Origin of the sequence: Bacillus testis (genome assembly GCF_001243895.1) — a bacterium.
Taxonomy (GTDB): Bacteria; Bacillota; Bacilli; order Bacillales; family DSM-1321; genus Bacillus_AD; species Bacillus_AD testis.
Map to the genome: position 1 here is coordinate 798363 of NZ_LN851186.1, position 16221 is coordinate 814583.

Here is a 16221-nt window from a genome sequence, read left to right on the forward strand (position 1 = left end):
TCATGGATTTGACTATTATTCAAATAATATTAGTCGTATTCGTAGCATTTTTAGCTGGTGTAGAAGGAATTTTAGATGAATTCCACTTCCATCAGCCAATCATTGCATGTACGTTAATAGGCTTAGTTACAGGAGAACTCGTACCTTGTCTGATCTTAGGCGGAACGCTTCAAATGATCGCTTTAGGTTGGGCAAACATTGGAGCTGCCGTAGCACCGGATGCTGCGTTGGCATCAGTTGCATCTGCTATTATTTTAGTTTTAAGTGGACAAGGCCAAGATGGTATTTCTTCTGCAATCGCGATTGCTGTACCACTTGCAGTTGCAGGGCTATTATTGACAATTATTTGCCGTACTATTGCGACAGCATTCGTTCACTTTATGGATGCTGCAGCTCAAGAAGGAAACTTCAAAGTAGTGGAATTTTGGCACGTTGCTGCTATCTGCATGCAAGGATTACGTATTGCAATCCCAGCTGCATTGATCTTAGCAATTGGTGCTGGTCCGGTTCGAAACATGCTTGAATCTATGCCAATGTGGTTGACAGACGGTTTGGCAATCGGCGGTGGCATGGTTGTAGCTGTTGGTTATGCAATGGTTATTAACATGATGGCAACAAAAGAAGTATGGCCATTTTTTGCAATTGGTTTCGTATTAGCAACAGTTACAGAAATCACACTTATCGGCTTGGGTGCTATCGGTGTGGCTCTTGCCCTCATCTATTTAGCTCTTTCTAAACAAGGCGGTTCAGGTAATGGCGGAAACGGTAACACCGGTGATCCATTAGGCGCTATTATCGATAATTACTAAGGAGAAGGAGGAGGACAAAAAATGGAAAAACAATTGAGATTATCCAAAAAAGATCGTTTATCTGTTTGGTGGCGTTCAACATTCATTCAAGGTTCTTGGAACTATGAACGTATGCAAAACGGTGGTTGGGCATATGCAATGATTCCTGCTATCAAAAGATTATATAAAACAAAAGAAGACCGTTCTGCTGCACTAAAACGTCACTTAGAATTCTTTAATACTCATCCGTATGTAGCATCACCTATTCTCGGTGTAACTTTAGCGCTTGAAGAAGACCGTGCAAATGGTGCGCCAGTTGACGATGTAGCTATTCAAGGGGTTAAAGTCGGAATGATGGGACCTCTAGCAGGGATCGGCGACCCAGTTTTCTGGTTCACAATTAAGCCAATCCTTGGTGCGTTAGCAGCTTCGCTTGCTATGACTGGTAACATTCTTGGACCGATTCTTTACTTCGTTTTATGGAATCTTATCCGTATGGGATTCACTTGGTATACGCAGGAATTTGGTTACAAAGCTGGATCGAAAATCACAGACGACTTATCTGGCGGATTACTTCGAGATATTACCAAAGGTGCTTCGATACTGGGTATGTTTATCCTTGGTGCATTAGTTAACCGTTGGGTATCCATCAAGTTTACGCCAACGGTATCATCCGTCCAACTTGATGATGGCGCCTATATCGATTGGGATAAATTGCCTTCAGGATCAGAAGGCGTAAAAACGGCGTTAGAACAGCAGGCATCTGGTCTTTCGTTAAGTGATATTAAAGTAACCACTTTACAAGATAATTTAGATAGTTTAATCCCTGGTTTAGCTGCATTGCTGTTAACATTACTTTGCATGTGGCTGCTTAAGAAGAAAGTTTCTCCAATCATTATGATTCTTGGATTATTCGTGGTTGGTGTTGTGTTCCACGTACTGAACATAATGTAATAAAGACTCTAGATCAGGCTTTGTTCAAAGATCAAATGTAAGCCTGTTAATCAAATGGGAAAGCACCTCCTGGTATGAACCAATCATTTATGGAGGTGCTTTTCTTATGCCGTTACAAAGCTAATCATTAGACCTGTTACGCTATATATAAGTAAGATGGAATTTGAAGTCCATTACAAGAGACAATCGTTTTAACTGAAAATAGTAAATAGGATTTAGGAGGCTGCTATGCTTACTATTGGTTATATTGGAAATGGGAAAAGCACTAACAGATATCATTTGCCATTCGTACTGCTAAGAGAGAATATAAAGGTAAAGACAATTTATCAAAGAAATTCTGATCATGAAAGTTGGGATCGGATTGCAGGGATCCATTATACGTCCAATTTAGACGAACTTTTAAATGACAAGGAAATACAACTCATTGTGGTTTGTACAAAACATGACAGTCATTATGAATACGCTAAATTAGTATTAGAACATAATAAAAACTGTTTGGTTGAAAAGCCTTTTATGGAAACTACCGAGCAGGCAAAAGAAATATTTGCAATCGCAAAAGAGAAAGGATTAATTGTTCAGGCGTACCAAAATAGACGTTTTGATAGTGATTTTTTAACCGTTCAAAAGGTCATAGAAGAAGGGAAATTAGGGGATTTACTGGAAGTTGAAATGCATTATGATTATTTTCGTCCCGAAGTACCCGAGTCCATTCATACTTCTGATCCTGCTTTGTCGTTTTTATACGGACATGGCTGCCATACATTGGATCAGGTGATCAGCTATTTCGGCAAGCCCGAACATATCCATTATGATGTAAGGCAATTATTGGGACAAGGAAGAATGAACGATTATTTTGATTTGGATCTATACTATGGTGGATTAAAAGTTTCTGTAAAATCCAGCTATTTTAGACTTAAAGAAAGACCAAGCTTCGTGGTTCATGGCAAAAAGGGATGCTTTGTGAAAGAGACCAAAGACCGTCAGGAAGAACACTTAAAATTATTTTACATGCCTGGCAATAAAGACTTTGGAATCGATACACTAAAACATTATGGTGTTCTGACCTATATTGATGAGGAAGGTACAATTCACGAAGAAAAAGTGAAATCGGTCAATGGCGATTATGGAAGAGTATATGATGATTTATATGAAGCCATCATGAATGACAAAGATAAAACGATTACAGATGAACAGACATTGCTGCAAATGGAGATATTAGAAACGGGCATTAAAAATATAAAGTGAAAAAAACCGCTAAGCGGCTATAACTCTCTATTCTAGGGGGCTAAGGCCGCTTACCTCATATTAAGTGTCCCCGCAAATTGTAGCTGTAACTAATCCTTGAACCCACCAGCACCCAGTATGTTGTCAATTACACCCACATATGGTGAGTGTGTGGCACACATTGTATTGTAATAAGGCAGAGCCCTCTGAATAATAGGGGGTGCTGCCTTTTTATATTTCTTACAAGGCATTTAGATGTGTCTTCGGTGTGAAAGCAATTTTCACTCAAACCAATAGAGCATTCGCCACCTTTGGTTGTAACCCTTCTATTAATGTATCTCCGTTAAGATGTAACTTCCGCATCATTTAAAGGAATATAGAGACTTAGTATGATTAAAAGTCTTGAAGAAATTTTACTAAAAACTAAGGAAAATGTACTGTTTTTCAGAGGATAATGCTTTGTTGTTGGATATAATTTCCATAAAATGTAGAATAAAGAATAAAAGCACTATATATTTTAGGCCTTATTGCGGCATAGAAGGGATGTTTGCTATGGTTCAAAGAAAAAGCATATTATTTTTTGTGGCCATGTGGTTATGCCTGTTATTGGCAGCATGCGGTTCTGAAGAATCAAAGGGTGAAAAAACAGCGGGAAAGGCAGAATCCAAAGAAGAATCAAAGACAGAATCAAAGACAGAAGCAAAAAAGATGGATCATCAAGCTGATGAACAAGAAAATGCAGAGGATATGAAGGTGGCTTTAACGATTGAGGAAATTACCGCAGAAGAAGGGGGCAAATACGCCGGGAACCGATACAACGAGCCGGTTGTAAACCGAAATCTGGATGCGAAAAGTTTCCAAGACAAAGATAGTTTCCAAGTATATAACTATTTGTTAAGCATCTTAAATGAAGGTCCGACATACAAAGAATTTGTGAGATTTTTTGAGGAATTCAATCCAACCATTGAAACAGCACTGACAGAAACACCAGAAGGAGCGAAAGTTGGCCAGTCAGCTACAGAAGGCGGGCAAAAGAATATTGCCATCCTATTGGATGCAAGCGGAAGCATGGCGGCAAAAGTAGGCAGCAAGACAAAAATGGAGACAGCGAAGGCAGCTATCCAAACTTTTTTATCTTCCATGCCAGAGGGGATCAACGTGTCTTTACGTGTTTATGGCCACAAAGGAAGCAATAATGACAGTGATAAGAAGCTTTCTTGTGATAGCACGGAGCTAATCTATGACTTAAAGCCGTATAATGAAGCTAATTTTAAGGGTAGCCTGAATACATTTAAACCTACAGGATGGACTCCGATTGCCAAAGCCATTAATGAAACCAAAAAGGATTTTGAGAAAATGGGAGGTAGTGGAGAGAACATCATTTATGTTGTCAGCGACGGCATCGAAACCTGTGATGGAGATCCGGTAAAAGCTGCAAAGGAACTCCATGATTCCAATATTAAGGCAGTTGTAAACATCATTGGTTTTGATGTAGACAATAAAGGCCAAAAACAACTATTAGCCGTTGCCGAGGCGGGCGGCGGTTCATTTAAAACAGTCAACACAGCTGAACAATTCAATAACATTTGGGAAAAAGAACGAGTTCGTTTATACAATGAATGGAGCAGATGGAGTGCAGAAAATTATAATCAAGTAGCAGGCGAGTCTTCCGATAAGCTTAACGAATTGTATAAACAAAAAAGTGATTTTACAAATTTGTTCTATGAGGAACAGAACAGATTATCGAAAGCTGTCTACTATCTTCGTAACCATGAACAAATATCTTCGGAAACGAGTGATGAAGTCAGAAGTCTGATAAAACAACGCAGAGAGATCCTCGAAGATTATAGCAAAGAAGACGTACGCGGATTGATTGAACAGCTCGAAGATGAGAGTAAACGCGTTAAAAAGGAAATTGAAGAAAAAGGCAAAGAAAAGAAAAAACAGTATAACAATAGTTGATGTGTGTTCTGGTTTAAAAACAACATCTGATATTTAGAAAATGACATCACACATATTTTGAAATAAGGCAGCCAGCCCTCGGATAAGGGGGCACTGCCTTTTTTATGTTTCGTGCGGTATAGGTATCTTTATCAAAAATGTCTCTTTGAATCGCTTAAGATGTTTCTTACAGTTCTTTTGTTGAACTGGTTAATTATTGGTTTGCTAATTGCTGTTATGCTTTGGGCTTTCAAAAATCATGCTGTTAAGGCAATGTGGAAATATTACTTGGCCGGGTGCTGTTTTTGCACGGAGTATATGGTAAAGAGAAAATAATACGACAACTTTACATGGAGAGGTGGGCATGCTAGCTTATATGGCCAAGGCCAAGCTTTTTGGCTATGGGATTCTTGGTCAAAACACTACCATTCAATATCTTGCAATACTTTTTTGAGAGAATTGGGTGGAGACACTTAAACTCGGATGTAATGAGCACACCAAAACTTATATAGTTTGATAAAAAGTGGCCAAGCATGCTATAAGTGTAAAAGAGCATTATGCTTTATAATGTTGGGATAATAAAGATAAGATTTGGTCTGATCCCATTATGAGAGGATTTGAAGTAGTGTATGTTAGATAATTTTTGGCGCAATTTGCCACGGCCTTTTTTTATACTGGCTCCAATGGAAGAAGTGACGGATGTTGTTTTTCGTCATGTAGTGAGTGCAGCGGCCAGACCTGATGTGTTTTTCACAGAGTTTACAAACTCGGAGAGCTATTGCCATCCTGAGGGGAAGCAAAGTGTGCGTGGACGTTTGACTTTTACAGAGGATGAACAACCAATAGTAGCCCATATATGGGGGGATAAGCCTGAAAAATTCCGGCAAATGAGTATTGGTATGGCGAAGCAAGGATTTAAAGGGATTGATATTAATATGGGATGTCCTGTCCCTAATGTGGCAGGGGATGGAAAGGGAAGCGGCCTGATCCTTCGTCCCGAAGTGGCAGCAGAGTTAATCCAAGCAGCTAAAGCAGGGGGATTGCCTGTAAGTGTGAAGACAAGGCTTGGTTACACGGAGGTAGGCGAATGGCGCGAATGGCTTACACATATATTGAAACAAGACATTGCGAATCTTTCTATTCATTTGCGTACAAGAAAGGAAATGAGCCAGGTAGATGCTCACTGGGAGCTTATTCCCGAGATTAAGAAACTGCGTGACGAGGTGGCGCCGGATACACTTTTAACGATCAATGGGGATATTCCTGACCATCAAACTGGCTTGAAGCTCGCTCACCAATACGGTATTGATGGAATTATGATTGGGCGAGGCATTTTTCATAATCCATTTGCCTTTGAAAAGGAGCCAAAAGAGCATGATAGCAAGGAGCTGCTGGGTCTCTTAAGATTGCATTTGGATTTATATGATAAATATTCAAAGGAATTAGAGACGCGTCCTTTTACAGCTCTTCATCGCTTTTTTAAGATCTATGTCAAAGGATTTCGAGGGGCAAGTGGATTAAGAAATCAATTGATGAATACCAAGTCAACAAATGAAGTGCGTGCATTGCTCGATCACTTTGAGTCTCTTAATGGGATGGAGAAACAGTAGGAGTGTTCTTTAGTCACAATCAACAAATGTAGAGTGTCTGTCAAAATGAATGCTAAAATTAAAATGAACCCTTGGAACTTGCGAAAATTTCGCATATCTAAGGGTTTTTCCATTATTTAGGATTAATTATCTATTATTTTATTATTCAAATAATTCTAATTATTCATGTTACTGCCTTCCCTCTATTCTATAATGAATAAAAATAGTCTAGTGGGAGGGAAAGTATTGAAGAAAAAATTAATAGTGCCTATTATTCTTTCGTCTGCTATGTTGGTAGGTTCTGCTCCGGTTGGAAGTGTTTTTGCACAGCCAGTTCATTCAAGTGCAGTAAGCAAGAATTGGAATGAGAGAGCGAGTGTTCCGGTGTTCGTGAAGGAGCGGTTCACTGAGAAATACGCTTCTAGTACACCTTCCGAGGCAGTCAAGTATTTGAAAAATCACCAGGAGAAAACGGGAATTAGTAATCCAGAGAAACACTTGAAGGTAAAAGATGTGCAAAAAGATGATTTAGGCATGACCCATGTCCGTTTCATTCAATCAGTAAACGAAGTAGAAGTTGAAGGATCCGACATTATCGTCCACTTCAATAAGGATAATGAAGTGGTATCCGTGAACGGAAGGTTGAACCAGACGCTTGCCGACTCTAAAGTGAACACAGAAGCCTCTATAAGCAGTAAAGCTGCACTAAAAGCAGCTCTGTCTTCTGTGAAAGCCCCCGAAGAGCTTACATACGAACCGACGGCTGAGCTGGTTGTCTATCCTTTTGCGGGAGAAAATCATACAGCTTATAAAGTAAATGTCAACTTCATGGGAGATGAGCCTGGAAACTGGTTTGTCTTTGTGGATGCAAAAACGGGTGAGGTTATTGATCAGTATAATGGTTTAATGCATGCCGATGAAATGAAAACACAAAAAGGAACAGGAATTGGTGTCCATGGGGAACGGAGGGAATTGCATATTACCCGAGTGAAAGAAAAGAATGCTGGAACTAATTTTTCGTTAGCGGACTACTCCCATGCTAATCTTGGCGGGATCGAAACGTATGATGCAAAAAACGATAACATTTCCAGCAATGACACCCTTTATGTTGGGCATTCAGCTGCTTTTATAAAAGAGTATGATCGGGCTGCTGTCGATGCGCATTATAATTCTGAAAAGGTGTATGAGTATTTTCTAAAGGAACATGGCCGCAATTCACTTGATGGCAATGGGATGGCGATCATTTCTAAAGTCCACTATGGCAACAACTATAATAATGCTTCTTGGAATGGACGGTGGATGACCTATGGTGATGGGGATGGTGAGTTTATGATCTCTCTATCAGCTGGCCTTGATGTAGCTGCGCACGAGATGACGCATGGTGTCATTACTCATTCGGCAAACTTAGTTTACCGAAATCAATCTGGGGCATTAAATGAATCTTTTGCTGACGTATTTGGTGTACTTATTGACGATCGTAACTGGGAAATGGGTGAGGATATCATGGCACCAGCTGCTAAAGCTGAAGGTGTGACTGTGTTGCGCAGCTTGAGTAATCCAAACAGTGTTGTCGTCAGCAATGAACAGAGAAGAGCGTATAGTACAAATGGCGGTGTCTACCCAGACCATATGGACGAGTTTTATCATATGCCAACTTCGGTAGATGGGGGCGGAGTCCATGTTAATTCATCCATTACAAACCATGCTGCATACTTGATCGGACAAGAACTTGGAAGAGAAAAACTAGGTAAAATCTACTATCGTGCCTTAACTGTTTATTTAACTTCGAATTCCGATTTTAGCGATGCGCGAAACGCGATTGTTCAGTCTGCAATTGACCTTTATGGTGAAGGCAGCGAAGAAGAAGAGGCCGTTCACTCTGGTTTTGATGCGGTGGGAATCTATTAATGAAGAGGACTAGAGAAAAACTTTGAGTTGATGTTATTTTAATAATAAAATGTCTTTTTGGAATCCCTTAGACGATGAGTTTGAGGGGTTTTTTTATGGTTTTAAAAGGAGTGTGGAATATTAAATAGGAAATAAAAGTCCTCGATTTACCTGATTTCCAGTGATTTCTTTGAGAAATTAAGAACAAGAATTTGTAATCTTGACAGCAGTAAGAGAAGAATTTAAAAACTTTACATTGCATATAAAACAACAACCAATTTTGTAGATGTTGTTCCTCAGAAGAGTAGACTTCGTTTAAGCCTTCATATGGCTGGCTTTTGATAAAATACATGACCCACAAGGAATATGTAAGGATATAACTAATCTTGGTAGATGGAGCAATGGTGACGTAGAGTTTGGTATTTCGGATGAAAATGAAATCAAATATGTAATGTTCCTGATACAACAGCCCTTTGGAAAACATCGGGATGGAGATTAAATAGATAAATACATAATCAGAAAAATGTTTAAAGGGTAAATGACTGCTGAGGCCTCAGCAGTCATTTTTTAGGATAGTGAATTACGGATCAATATTCCAAGCATAATAATGAAATTGCATTCATCTCATAGAGTTTCTTCAAAAGATTTTCTATCTAATCTTGATGAATCAGCTGAAAGAATGGACTCCACCAATCTTTATTCTGCTTCTAATTCTTTTACAGTTTCGCCTTCGATTAAAACGGGTTGATAATAGGTTTCGTTGGGTAAATCCTTCTTTCCTTGTAATTTCTTTATGACCCAATCAGCTGCATCACGTCCCATTTGTTCTTGTGGGTGTGTTAATGTTGTTAGTTTTATATTCGCATTTTGGGCGATATAAGAATTGTCCTGGCCGATAATGGATAGTTGTTCGGGAATGGAAATATCAAGTTGTCTACATACATTGGCTACTTCGAAACCTACTTCGTCGTTATAGCAAACAATTGAGGTCAATTCGTCTATATTTTCACTTAGGAACTTCTTTAAATTAGTAGATAGGTCCTGCTTCGTCTCTGTGTTAAATGAAAGAACGTGCTCTGGACGAAATCTTAATTTGGCTTCGCCGAGCGCTTTTATATAACCCTTCATTCGATACTTTCCTTGTAAATCATCCGTTTTTGAAATAAGTCCAATTTGTGTGTGTCCTTTTGAAATCAATTCTTTAGTTGCGAGATAGCTAGATCGCACATCATCGAGACAAAGGAAGGGGACGCTTAATTCTTCATAATATGCATTGATCATGATGAAGGGCACGTCCTGTTCCTTGAACGACAAGTAGTAAGCAATATTTGGATTGTAAAGATTGCTCTTTGTAGGTTCAACAATCAAACCATCTACGCCAAATGACAACATCATTTCTAAAGCTCTTTTTTCTTGTTCGACATCATTATTGGTACTAGCTAATAATAACGAATAATTATCTTCATTTAATCTTCCTTCAATTCCGCGGATAATGGACGGGAAAATATAATCAGAAATATAGGTTGTGATTACACCGATTGTTCTATTTTTTGAATGATTTCCGGATTTTGATTGATATTGGTTGCTGACATAAGTGCCAGATCCTTTTTCACTTCTTAAGAACCCTTCATTCGAGAGTTCTAAAATGGCCTTTCGAACAGTTTGTCTGCTAACCTTGTACTTTTCTTGCAGAGCGGATTCAGTGGGGATTTGTTCGCCTACACTATAGTCTCCTGAAAGAATTTTGCTTTTTATATCATCAATGATGACCTGATACTTTGGTTTCATTATTGCTTAATCACTTCCTTCAAAGTTGTTCTTCTCTTCAATTATACTTACTCTGAATATTTGTATGTACATATTTTAATTTGAATGTATATAGATTAGACTAGTTTACCTCAATTCCATAAAATAGTACAAATAATGACTATTTTCCCTAAGTATTTTTGTTGAATTGATTGAATCAACTCGTGATTTGTTAGTACTTATTTTATTAAGTTTGACAAATGTACGTACAAAAAATATAATGGGGTTGTTATTAAAGAAAGCGTCTCCATTTGATTGTAACTGTTGAAAACGCTATCAGAAGGGGGATTTATGTGAAAACGAATGGATTAAATATTAAAGAAGCAATTACTAAGGGAGAAACTTCACTTGGAATTGAATTTGGATCTACTCGTATCAAGGCTGTATTAATTGATACTAGTTTTGAAACAATTGCATCTGGAAGTTATGAGTGGGAAAACCGCTTAGAAGATGGATTTTGGACGTACAACTTAGTGGATATTATCACTGGTCTTCAATCAGCTTATAGTGAAATGAAGCAAGAAGTTGAACGAAATTATGGGATCACCATCCGGACAATTGGTTCTATTGGATTTTCTGCCATGATGCACGGATATATGGCTTTTGATAAAACTGGTGAGCTACTTGTACCATTTCGGACTTGGCGTAATGCAACAACCAGTATAGCAGCAAAAGAATTGACGGATAAATTAGAATTTAACATTCCTGAACGCTGGAGTATTGCTCATTTGTATCAAGCAATATTAAACGGAGAGAAACATGTCCGACGCATCGATTTTATAACTACTTTAGCCGGATATATTCACTGGCTGCTGACTGGTAATAAAGCAATTGGCATTGGAGATGCTTCAGGTATGTTTCCGATTGATGAAACAACGCAAAATTATGATGAATCCATGGTCAAGCAGTTTGATGCTCTAATTGCAAACAAAGATTATCCTTGGAAGTTAAAAGATATTCTCCCAAAAGTCTATATTTCAGGAGAGCAAGCAGGCGAGTTAACCGCTATTGGCGCAAAAATTCTTGATAGATCACAAAATTTACAACCAGGAATTCCATTTTGCCCGCCAGAAGGTGATGCTGGAACAGGAATGGTTGCTACGAATAGTGTAAGGAAACGTACTGGAAACGTCTCAGTAGGAACTTCCGTTTTTGCCATGATTGTTTTAGAGAAAGAACTTTCGAAAGTGTATCCAGAAATTGATTTGGTAACTACACCAAATGGTAGTCCAGTTGCAATGGTCCATGCTAATAACTGTTCAAGTGATATAAATGCTTGGCTTGGCTTGTTCCGTGAATTTTCTGAGGCAGTGGGACAAAAGATTGAAACGAGCAAATTATTCGAAGTGATGTTGAATAAAGCTTTGGAAGCTGAACCAGATGGTGGTGGTTTGCTAAGCTACGGTTATTTCTCTGGTGAAAATATCACAGGATTAGAGAAAGGTAGACCGCTATTTGTCCGATTTCCTGATAGTAAATTTAATTTACCAAACTTTATGCGGGCACATCTTTTTTCTGCTTTTAGTGCTTTGAAAATTGGAATGGATATTTTGACTAAGAATGAAAATGCCACAATTGATCGCATTTTAGCTCACGGTGGTTTATTTAAAACTCCTGTTGTTGGTCAAAAAATTCTTGCGGCTGCAATAGATGCTCCGGTTTCAGTTATGGCAACAGCTGGGGAAGGCGGTGCATGGGGAATTTCGCTTCTTGCTTCTTACATGATAAACAAAGATTACAGAGAAAGCTTGGAAGAATTTCTTGATGAAAAAGTCTTTAAAGAGGTTGATGGGCAAGAAATTTACCCGGATAGATTTGATGTTAAAGGATTTGAAGAATTTATTGAGAGATACAAAAACGGTTTAAGAATTGAGAGGGCAGCTGTAGATCATTTAGTTAGTGGGAAATTGGAGGGATTGACGTGTTAGAAAAGCTGAAAGAAGAAGTATTTCAAGCGAATTTAGAGTTGCCTAGACAGGGCCTCGTAAAATACACATGGGGCAATGCGAGTGCTATTGATCGTGAAAGTGGTCTTTTTGTTATCAAACCTAGCGGTGTTGATTATAAAACGATGAAAGCAAGTGATATGGTGGTTGTTGATTTAGAGGGCAATGTTGTTGAAGGAGAGTTTAACCCTTCATCAGACACACCTACACACGCAGTAATGTATAGCCATTACCCAGAAATCGGTGGAATTGTGCACACTCATTCAACTTGGGCAACAATTTGGGCTCAAGCAGGTCTGGATGTTCCAGCGATGGGGACCACTCACGCTGACACATTCTATGGCTCAATCCCATGTGCCCGTTTCTTGACACAAGAGGAAATCAATCGTGGTTACGAAGTGGAAACTGGCAAAGTCATCATTGAAACATTTGAAGAGCGGGGGTTAGATGTTCTAGCAGTTCCTGGTGTCTTGCTTCATGGCCACGGTCCATTTACTTGGGGCAAAGATGTAAAATCAGCGGTAATGAATAGTGTGGTGTTAGAAGAAATTTCGAGGATGAATTTATTCACACGAGAATTAAATCATTTTGCTGAAGAATTACCACAACGTATTTTAGATAAACACTATCTACGAAAACATGGCGAGCATGCCTATTATGGGCAAAAATAATAGAAACTATCAAACTAAGAAAAGAGGATCATTATGTCAACAACAGGAACAAAAGAATTTTGGTTTGTCGTAGGTTCACAGCATCTTTATGGAGAAGAAACATTGGCAGAAGTTAAAGCACATGCACAAATGATGACCGATGCATTAAATGAAAGCGGCATCTTGCCATACCCACTTGTATTGCAAGATTTAGCTGTTAGTGCAGATAAAATTACACGTATCATGAAAGAAGTCAATTATCGTGATGAAGTTGCTGGTGTTATCACTTGGATGCACACTTTCTCGCCTGCGAAAATGTGGATCCGCGGAACAAAGTTACTACAAAAACCATTACTTCATTTAGCAACACAATTTAATGAAAGTATTCCTTGGGAAACGATTGATATGGACTTTATGAACCTAAACCAATCAGCTCATGGTGACCGTGAATATGGGTTCATTAATGCTCGGTTGAACAAACAGAATAAAGTTGTAGTAGGGTACTGGCAACGTGCTGAAGTGCAACAGCAAATCGCAGAATGGATGGACGTAGCGGTTGCTTATAACGAAAGCTTTAATATTAAAGTGGCTCGTTTCGGTGACAATATGCGAAATGTTGGAGTTACTGAAGGGGATAAGATTGAAGCACAGATTCAATTTGGATGGACAGTTGACTATTTTGGCATAGGAGACCTTGTTCGATATGTGAATGCTGTCAAAGAGGAAGAAATTGACGATTTATTCACTGAATATACGGAACTTTATGACTTTGATTATGGTACATACAGTAAGGAAGATTGGGAAGCTAGCGTAAGAGTGCAAGCAAGCTATGAAATCGCCATTAAACGTTTCCTTGATGAAGGGGGTTACAATGCCTTCACAACTAATTTCGAAGATTTATATGGTATGAAACAGCTGCCGGGTCTTGCAGTTCAACGTTTAATGGCACAAGGATATGGCTTTGCGGGTGAAGGAGATTGGAAGACTGCAGCGCTTGATCGCTTACTTAAAGTAATGAGCCATAACCAAGCAACTGGCTTTATGGAAGATTACACATATGAATTAGCTGTTGGCCACGAATCTGTCCTTCAATCGCATATGCTCGAAGTAGATCCAACTTTAGCAATGAATAAACCAAGAATTATTGTTTCTCCATTAGGTATTGGTGATCGTGAAGATCCAGCACGTTTAGTGTTTGACGGTAAAGCAGGAGATGGTGTAGTTGTTTCAATGGCTGACTTTGGTACACATTATAAACTATTGATCAATGAAGTTTCAGCATTTGAGCCAACTACTCCAGCGCCAAAACTTCCAGTGGCCCGAGTGCTTTGGAATATTAAGCCGAATTTCCAAGATGGGGTTAAAGCTTGGATTGAGAATGGTGGCGGTCATCATACAGTTGTTTCATTGAATATAACAACAGACCAAATTGTATCCTATGCGAAGCTTGTTGACTTGGAATATATAGTGATTAAGTAATTGTTTCTAGTCTCCGAATGGACTTTTCTCCCTTCGGAGACAATATAGGCAATCTAGAAGTTGAATTTGGAAAAGATAACTACTAAAAATGAAAGCGTTTAAAAATATGTAAGTAATAGGGAAACTCGGACAAAGTGAAGGGGGAAATATGGTCATGAGTAAAGTATCAAGTAAATTTATCTTCTTCTTTGGTTCATTTGCTGGTATTCTATTTGGTTATGATATTGGAATTATTGCTGGTGCCGAAGGGCATATCCAGCACGACTTTAATTTGAGTCCTTTATGGTTAGGAATCGTTGTATCTTCTTTAATGGGTGGAGCGATTATTGGGTCAATTTTAAGTGGTCTATTAGGGGATAAGTTTGGCCGTAGAAAGTTAATCTTGATTTCATCTCTTATATTTTTTTTGGGAGCGCTCGGCTCAGCGGTTGCACCGGATAAAATTACTTTGACTATTGCTCGTGTCTTTCTAGGAATAGCAGTCGGTACAGCTTCTTCTTTAGTTCCTGCATACATGTCAGAAATAGCACCAGCAAATATTCGCGGGAAACTGTCAGGTTTGAATCAATTAATGATCGTAAGTGGAATGTTATTAAGTTATATCGTGGCTTTCATTTTTGAGCCAATTCCCAATAGCTGGCGATTAATGCTCGGCAGTGCTAGTATTTTTGCCATCGTATTATACATCGGTATGCTAAAGCTTCCTGAATCTCCTCGTTATTTGATTAAGAATGGTATGGCAGGTAAAGCCCGTGATGTATTAACTTCTCTTCGCCATTCAAAAGGTGAAGTAGATGCTGAAATTTCAGAGATTACAGATGTTGCCGCACGTGAAGAATCAGGTATTGGTCAATTATTCCATAAGAAATTTCGCATGGCTTTAATTATCGGGGTTGGGATGGCTACCTTCCAACAAATTCAAGGTGCAAATTCCATCGTTTATTATGCCACAAGTATTGCGCGCAAAGTTGGTTTATCACCGCATGTAGCTGCTGGATTTACAGTCATTGTCGGTGTGATCTTCGTGGTGACAACCATTATCTTTTTGCAATTTGTTGATAAATATAACCGCCGTACGATCCTTACTGTAGGTGGCATAGGTATGGCTCTTTCATTCTTTGCGCCAGCAATTCTAGGAGCGTTAAATATTGATGAAGGGGTACTCAATTGGGTAACGTTAATCTCGCTTTGCTGTTTCATCCTTTGCTATGCGTTTTCTTGGGCACCACTTACCTGGATTATCGTTGGAGAAATTTTCCCGCTTGCTGTACGCGGAATCGGCGCAGGGATTTCATCCGCATTCAACTGGACAGGTTCGCTTGCCGTTGGGCTTATTTTCCCTATTCTTGCTGATAAGTTTAGCTTTGGATTCATATTCTCAACATTCGGTATTATTTGTATTCTAGGATTATTCTTCGTACGTTTTGTAGTAGTAGAAACCAAAGGGCGTAGTCTAGAACAAATCGAAACAGAAATGGCAGCTCGTTCTCAAAAATCAGTTGAGACAGCTGAAGCCTAATGACATTTAATTGATCTTTTGAATAGAGTATTCAAAAGTGAAGGAACTTTTTAGATGGATTATGTATAGACGTAAAATCCCTGCTACAATTGGCTTTTATTAGTTACAAACCATACCATTGTAAAAAAAAATATGGCAATAAATATTGTAAATTCCATTTATAGGTGTTATTATGATTTCATTGTTATTTTTGGAAAGCAGATTTCAAAGTATAAGAGTCTTTCCAAGCAGATAATTTTTGACCACTTCTTCAGGGAGTTAAGGCCATACGGACAGCCGGGTCAAATGCCGATTGGCAACTTTAGTTGCCTTATTGATTGAGTTAGAAGCTCAAATTTTATAAGTTGGTTACTTTACAACCGGTGCGTGCAATAGACGTACAAAACTTGTGAAACGGTCAATAAGAGTGGTAAAAGTATTTATTTGCTATATAGACTC

The 16221-nt window shown here is 38.7% G+C and carries 11 protein-coding genes; 10 read left to right on the top strand and 1 reads right to left on the bottom strand.

Annotated features, from left to right (window positions below; translation table 11 throughout):
• Window positions 1-2: 2 nt before the first annotated feature.
• From BN1765_RS04420 to BN1765_RS04445, 6 genes are all read left to right on the top strand, one after another.
• Window positions 3-809 (top strand): PTS mannose/fructose/sorbose transporter subunit IIC, encoded by an 807-nt coding sequence (locus BN1765_RS04420; RefSeq protein WP_050614027.1) that lies wholly within the window; start codon window positions 3-5, stop codon window positions 807-809.
• Window positions 810-830: 21 nt separating this feature from the next.
• On the top strand, window positions 831-1742 hold the full coding sequence (locus BN1765_RS04425) for a PTS system mannose/fructose/sorbose family transporter subunit IID (protein WP_050614028.1): 912 nt from the start codon (window positions 831-833) through the stop codon (window positions 1740-1742).
• Window positions 1743-1970: 228 nt separating this feature from the next.
• The gene (locus BN1765_RS04430; protein WP_050614029.1) at window positions 1971-2987 is read left to right on the top strand and encodes an oxidoreductase; all 1017 of its coding nucleotides are present in this window, start codon (window positions 1971-1973) and stop codon (window positions 2985-2987) included.
• Between the two features lie 531 nt (window positions 2988-3518).
• The gene (locus BN1765_RS04435; protein WP_050614030.1) at window positions 3519-4928 is read left to right on the top strand and encodes a VWA domain-containing protein; all 1410 of its coding nucleotides are present in this window, start codon (window positions 3519-3521) and stop codon (window positions 4926-4928) included.
• 608 nt (window positions 4929-5536) lie between these two features.
• Window positions 5537-6517: a tRNA dihydrouridine synthase gene (locus tag BN1765_RS04440; RefSeq protein WP_050614031.1), complete on the top strand. Its 981-nt coding sequence runs from the start codon at window positions 5537-5539 to the stop codon at window positions 6515-6517.
• A gap of 225 nt (window positions 6518-6742) precedes the next feature.
• Complete coding sequence (locus BN1765_RS04445) at window positions 6743-8404, top strand: M4 family metallopeptidase (RefSeq protein WP_050614032.1); 1662 nt, start codon at window positions 6743-6745, stop codon at window positions 8402-8404.
• Window positions 8405-9079: 675 nt separating this feature from the next.
• On the opposite strand, the gene BN1765_RS04450 is transcribed toward BN1765_RS04445, so the two are convergent.
• A complete protein-coding gene (locus tag BN1765_RS04450) occupies window positions 9080-10171 on the bottom strand; it encodes a GntR family transcriptional regulator (RefSeq protein WP_050614033.1) in 1092 nt (363 codons plus the stop codon).
• A 311-nt stretch (window positions 10172-10482) separates the two neighbouring features.
• On the opposite strand from BN1765_RS04450, the gene BN1765_RS04455 reads away from it, so the two are divergent.
• The 4 genes from BN1765_RS04455 (at window position 10483) to BN1765_RS04470 (ending at window position 15783) form a co-directional block, all read left to right on the top strand.
• A complete protein-coding gene (locus BN1765_RS04455) occupies window positions 10483-12117 on the top strand; it encodes a xylulokinase (protein ID WP_050614034.1) in 1635 nt (544 codons plus the stop codon).
• The gene (locus BN1765_RS04460; protein ID WP_050614035.1) at window positions 12111-12806 is read left to right on the top strand and encodes an L-ribulose-5-phosphate 4-epimerase; all 696 of its coding nucleotides are present in this window, start codon (window positions 12111-12113) and stop codon (window positions 12804-12806) included. The genes BN1765_RS04455 and BN1765_RS04460 overlap by 7 nt, the downstream gene beginning before the upstream one ends.
• 33 nt (window positions 12807-12839) lie before the next feature.
• Window positions 12840-14264 (top strand): L-arabinose isomerase, encoded by a 1425-nt coding sequence (gene araA / locus BN1765_RS04465; RefSeq protein ID WP_050614036.1) that lies wholly within the window; start codon window positions 12840-12842, stop codon window positions 14262-14264.
• A gap of 154 nt (window positions 14265-14418) precedes the next feature.
• Entirely contained in the window at window positions 14419-15783 is a 1365-nt protein-coding gene (locus BN1765_RS04470) for a sugar porter family MFS transporter (RefSeq protein WP_050614037.1), read from the top strand.
• Window positions 15784-16221: the final 438 nt, after the last annotated feature.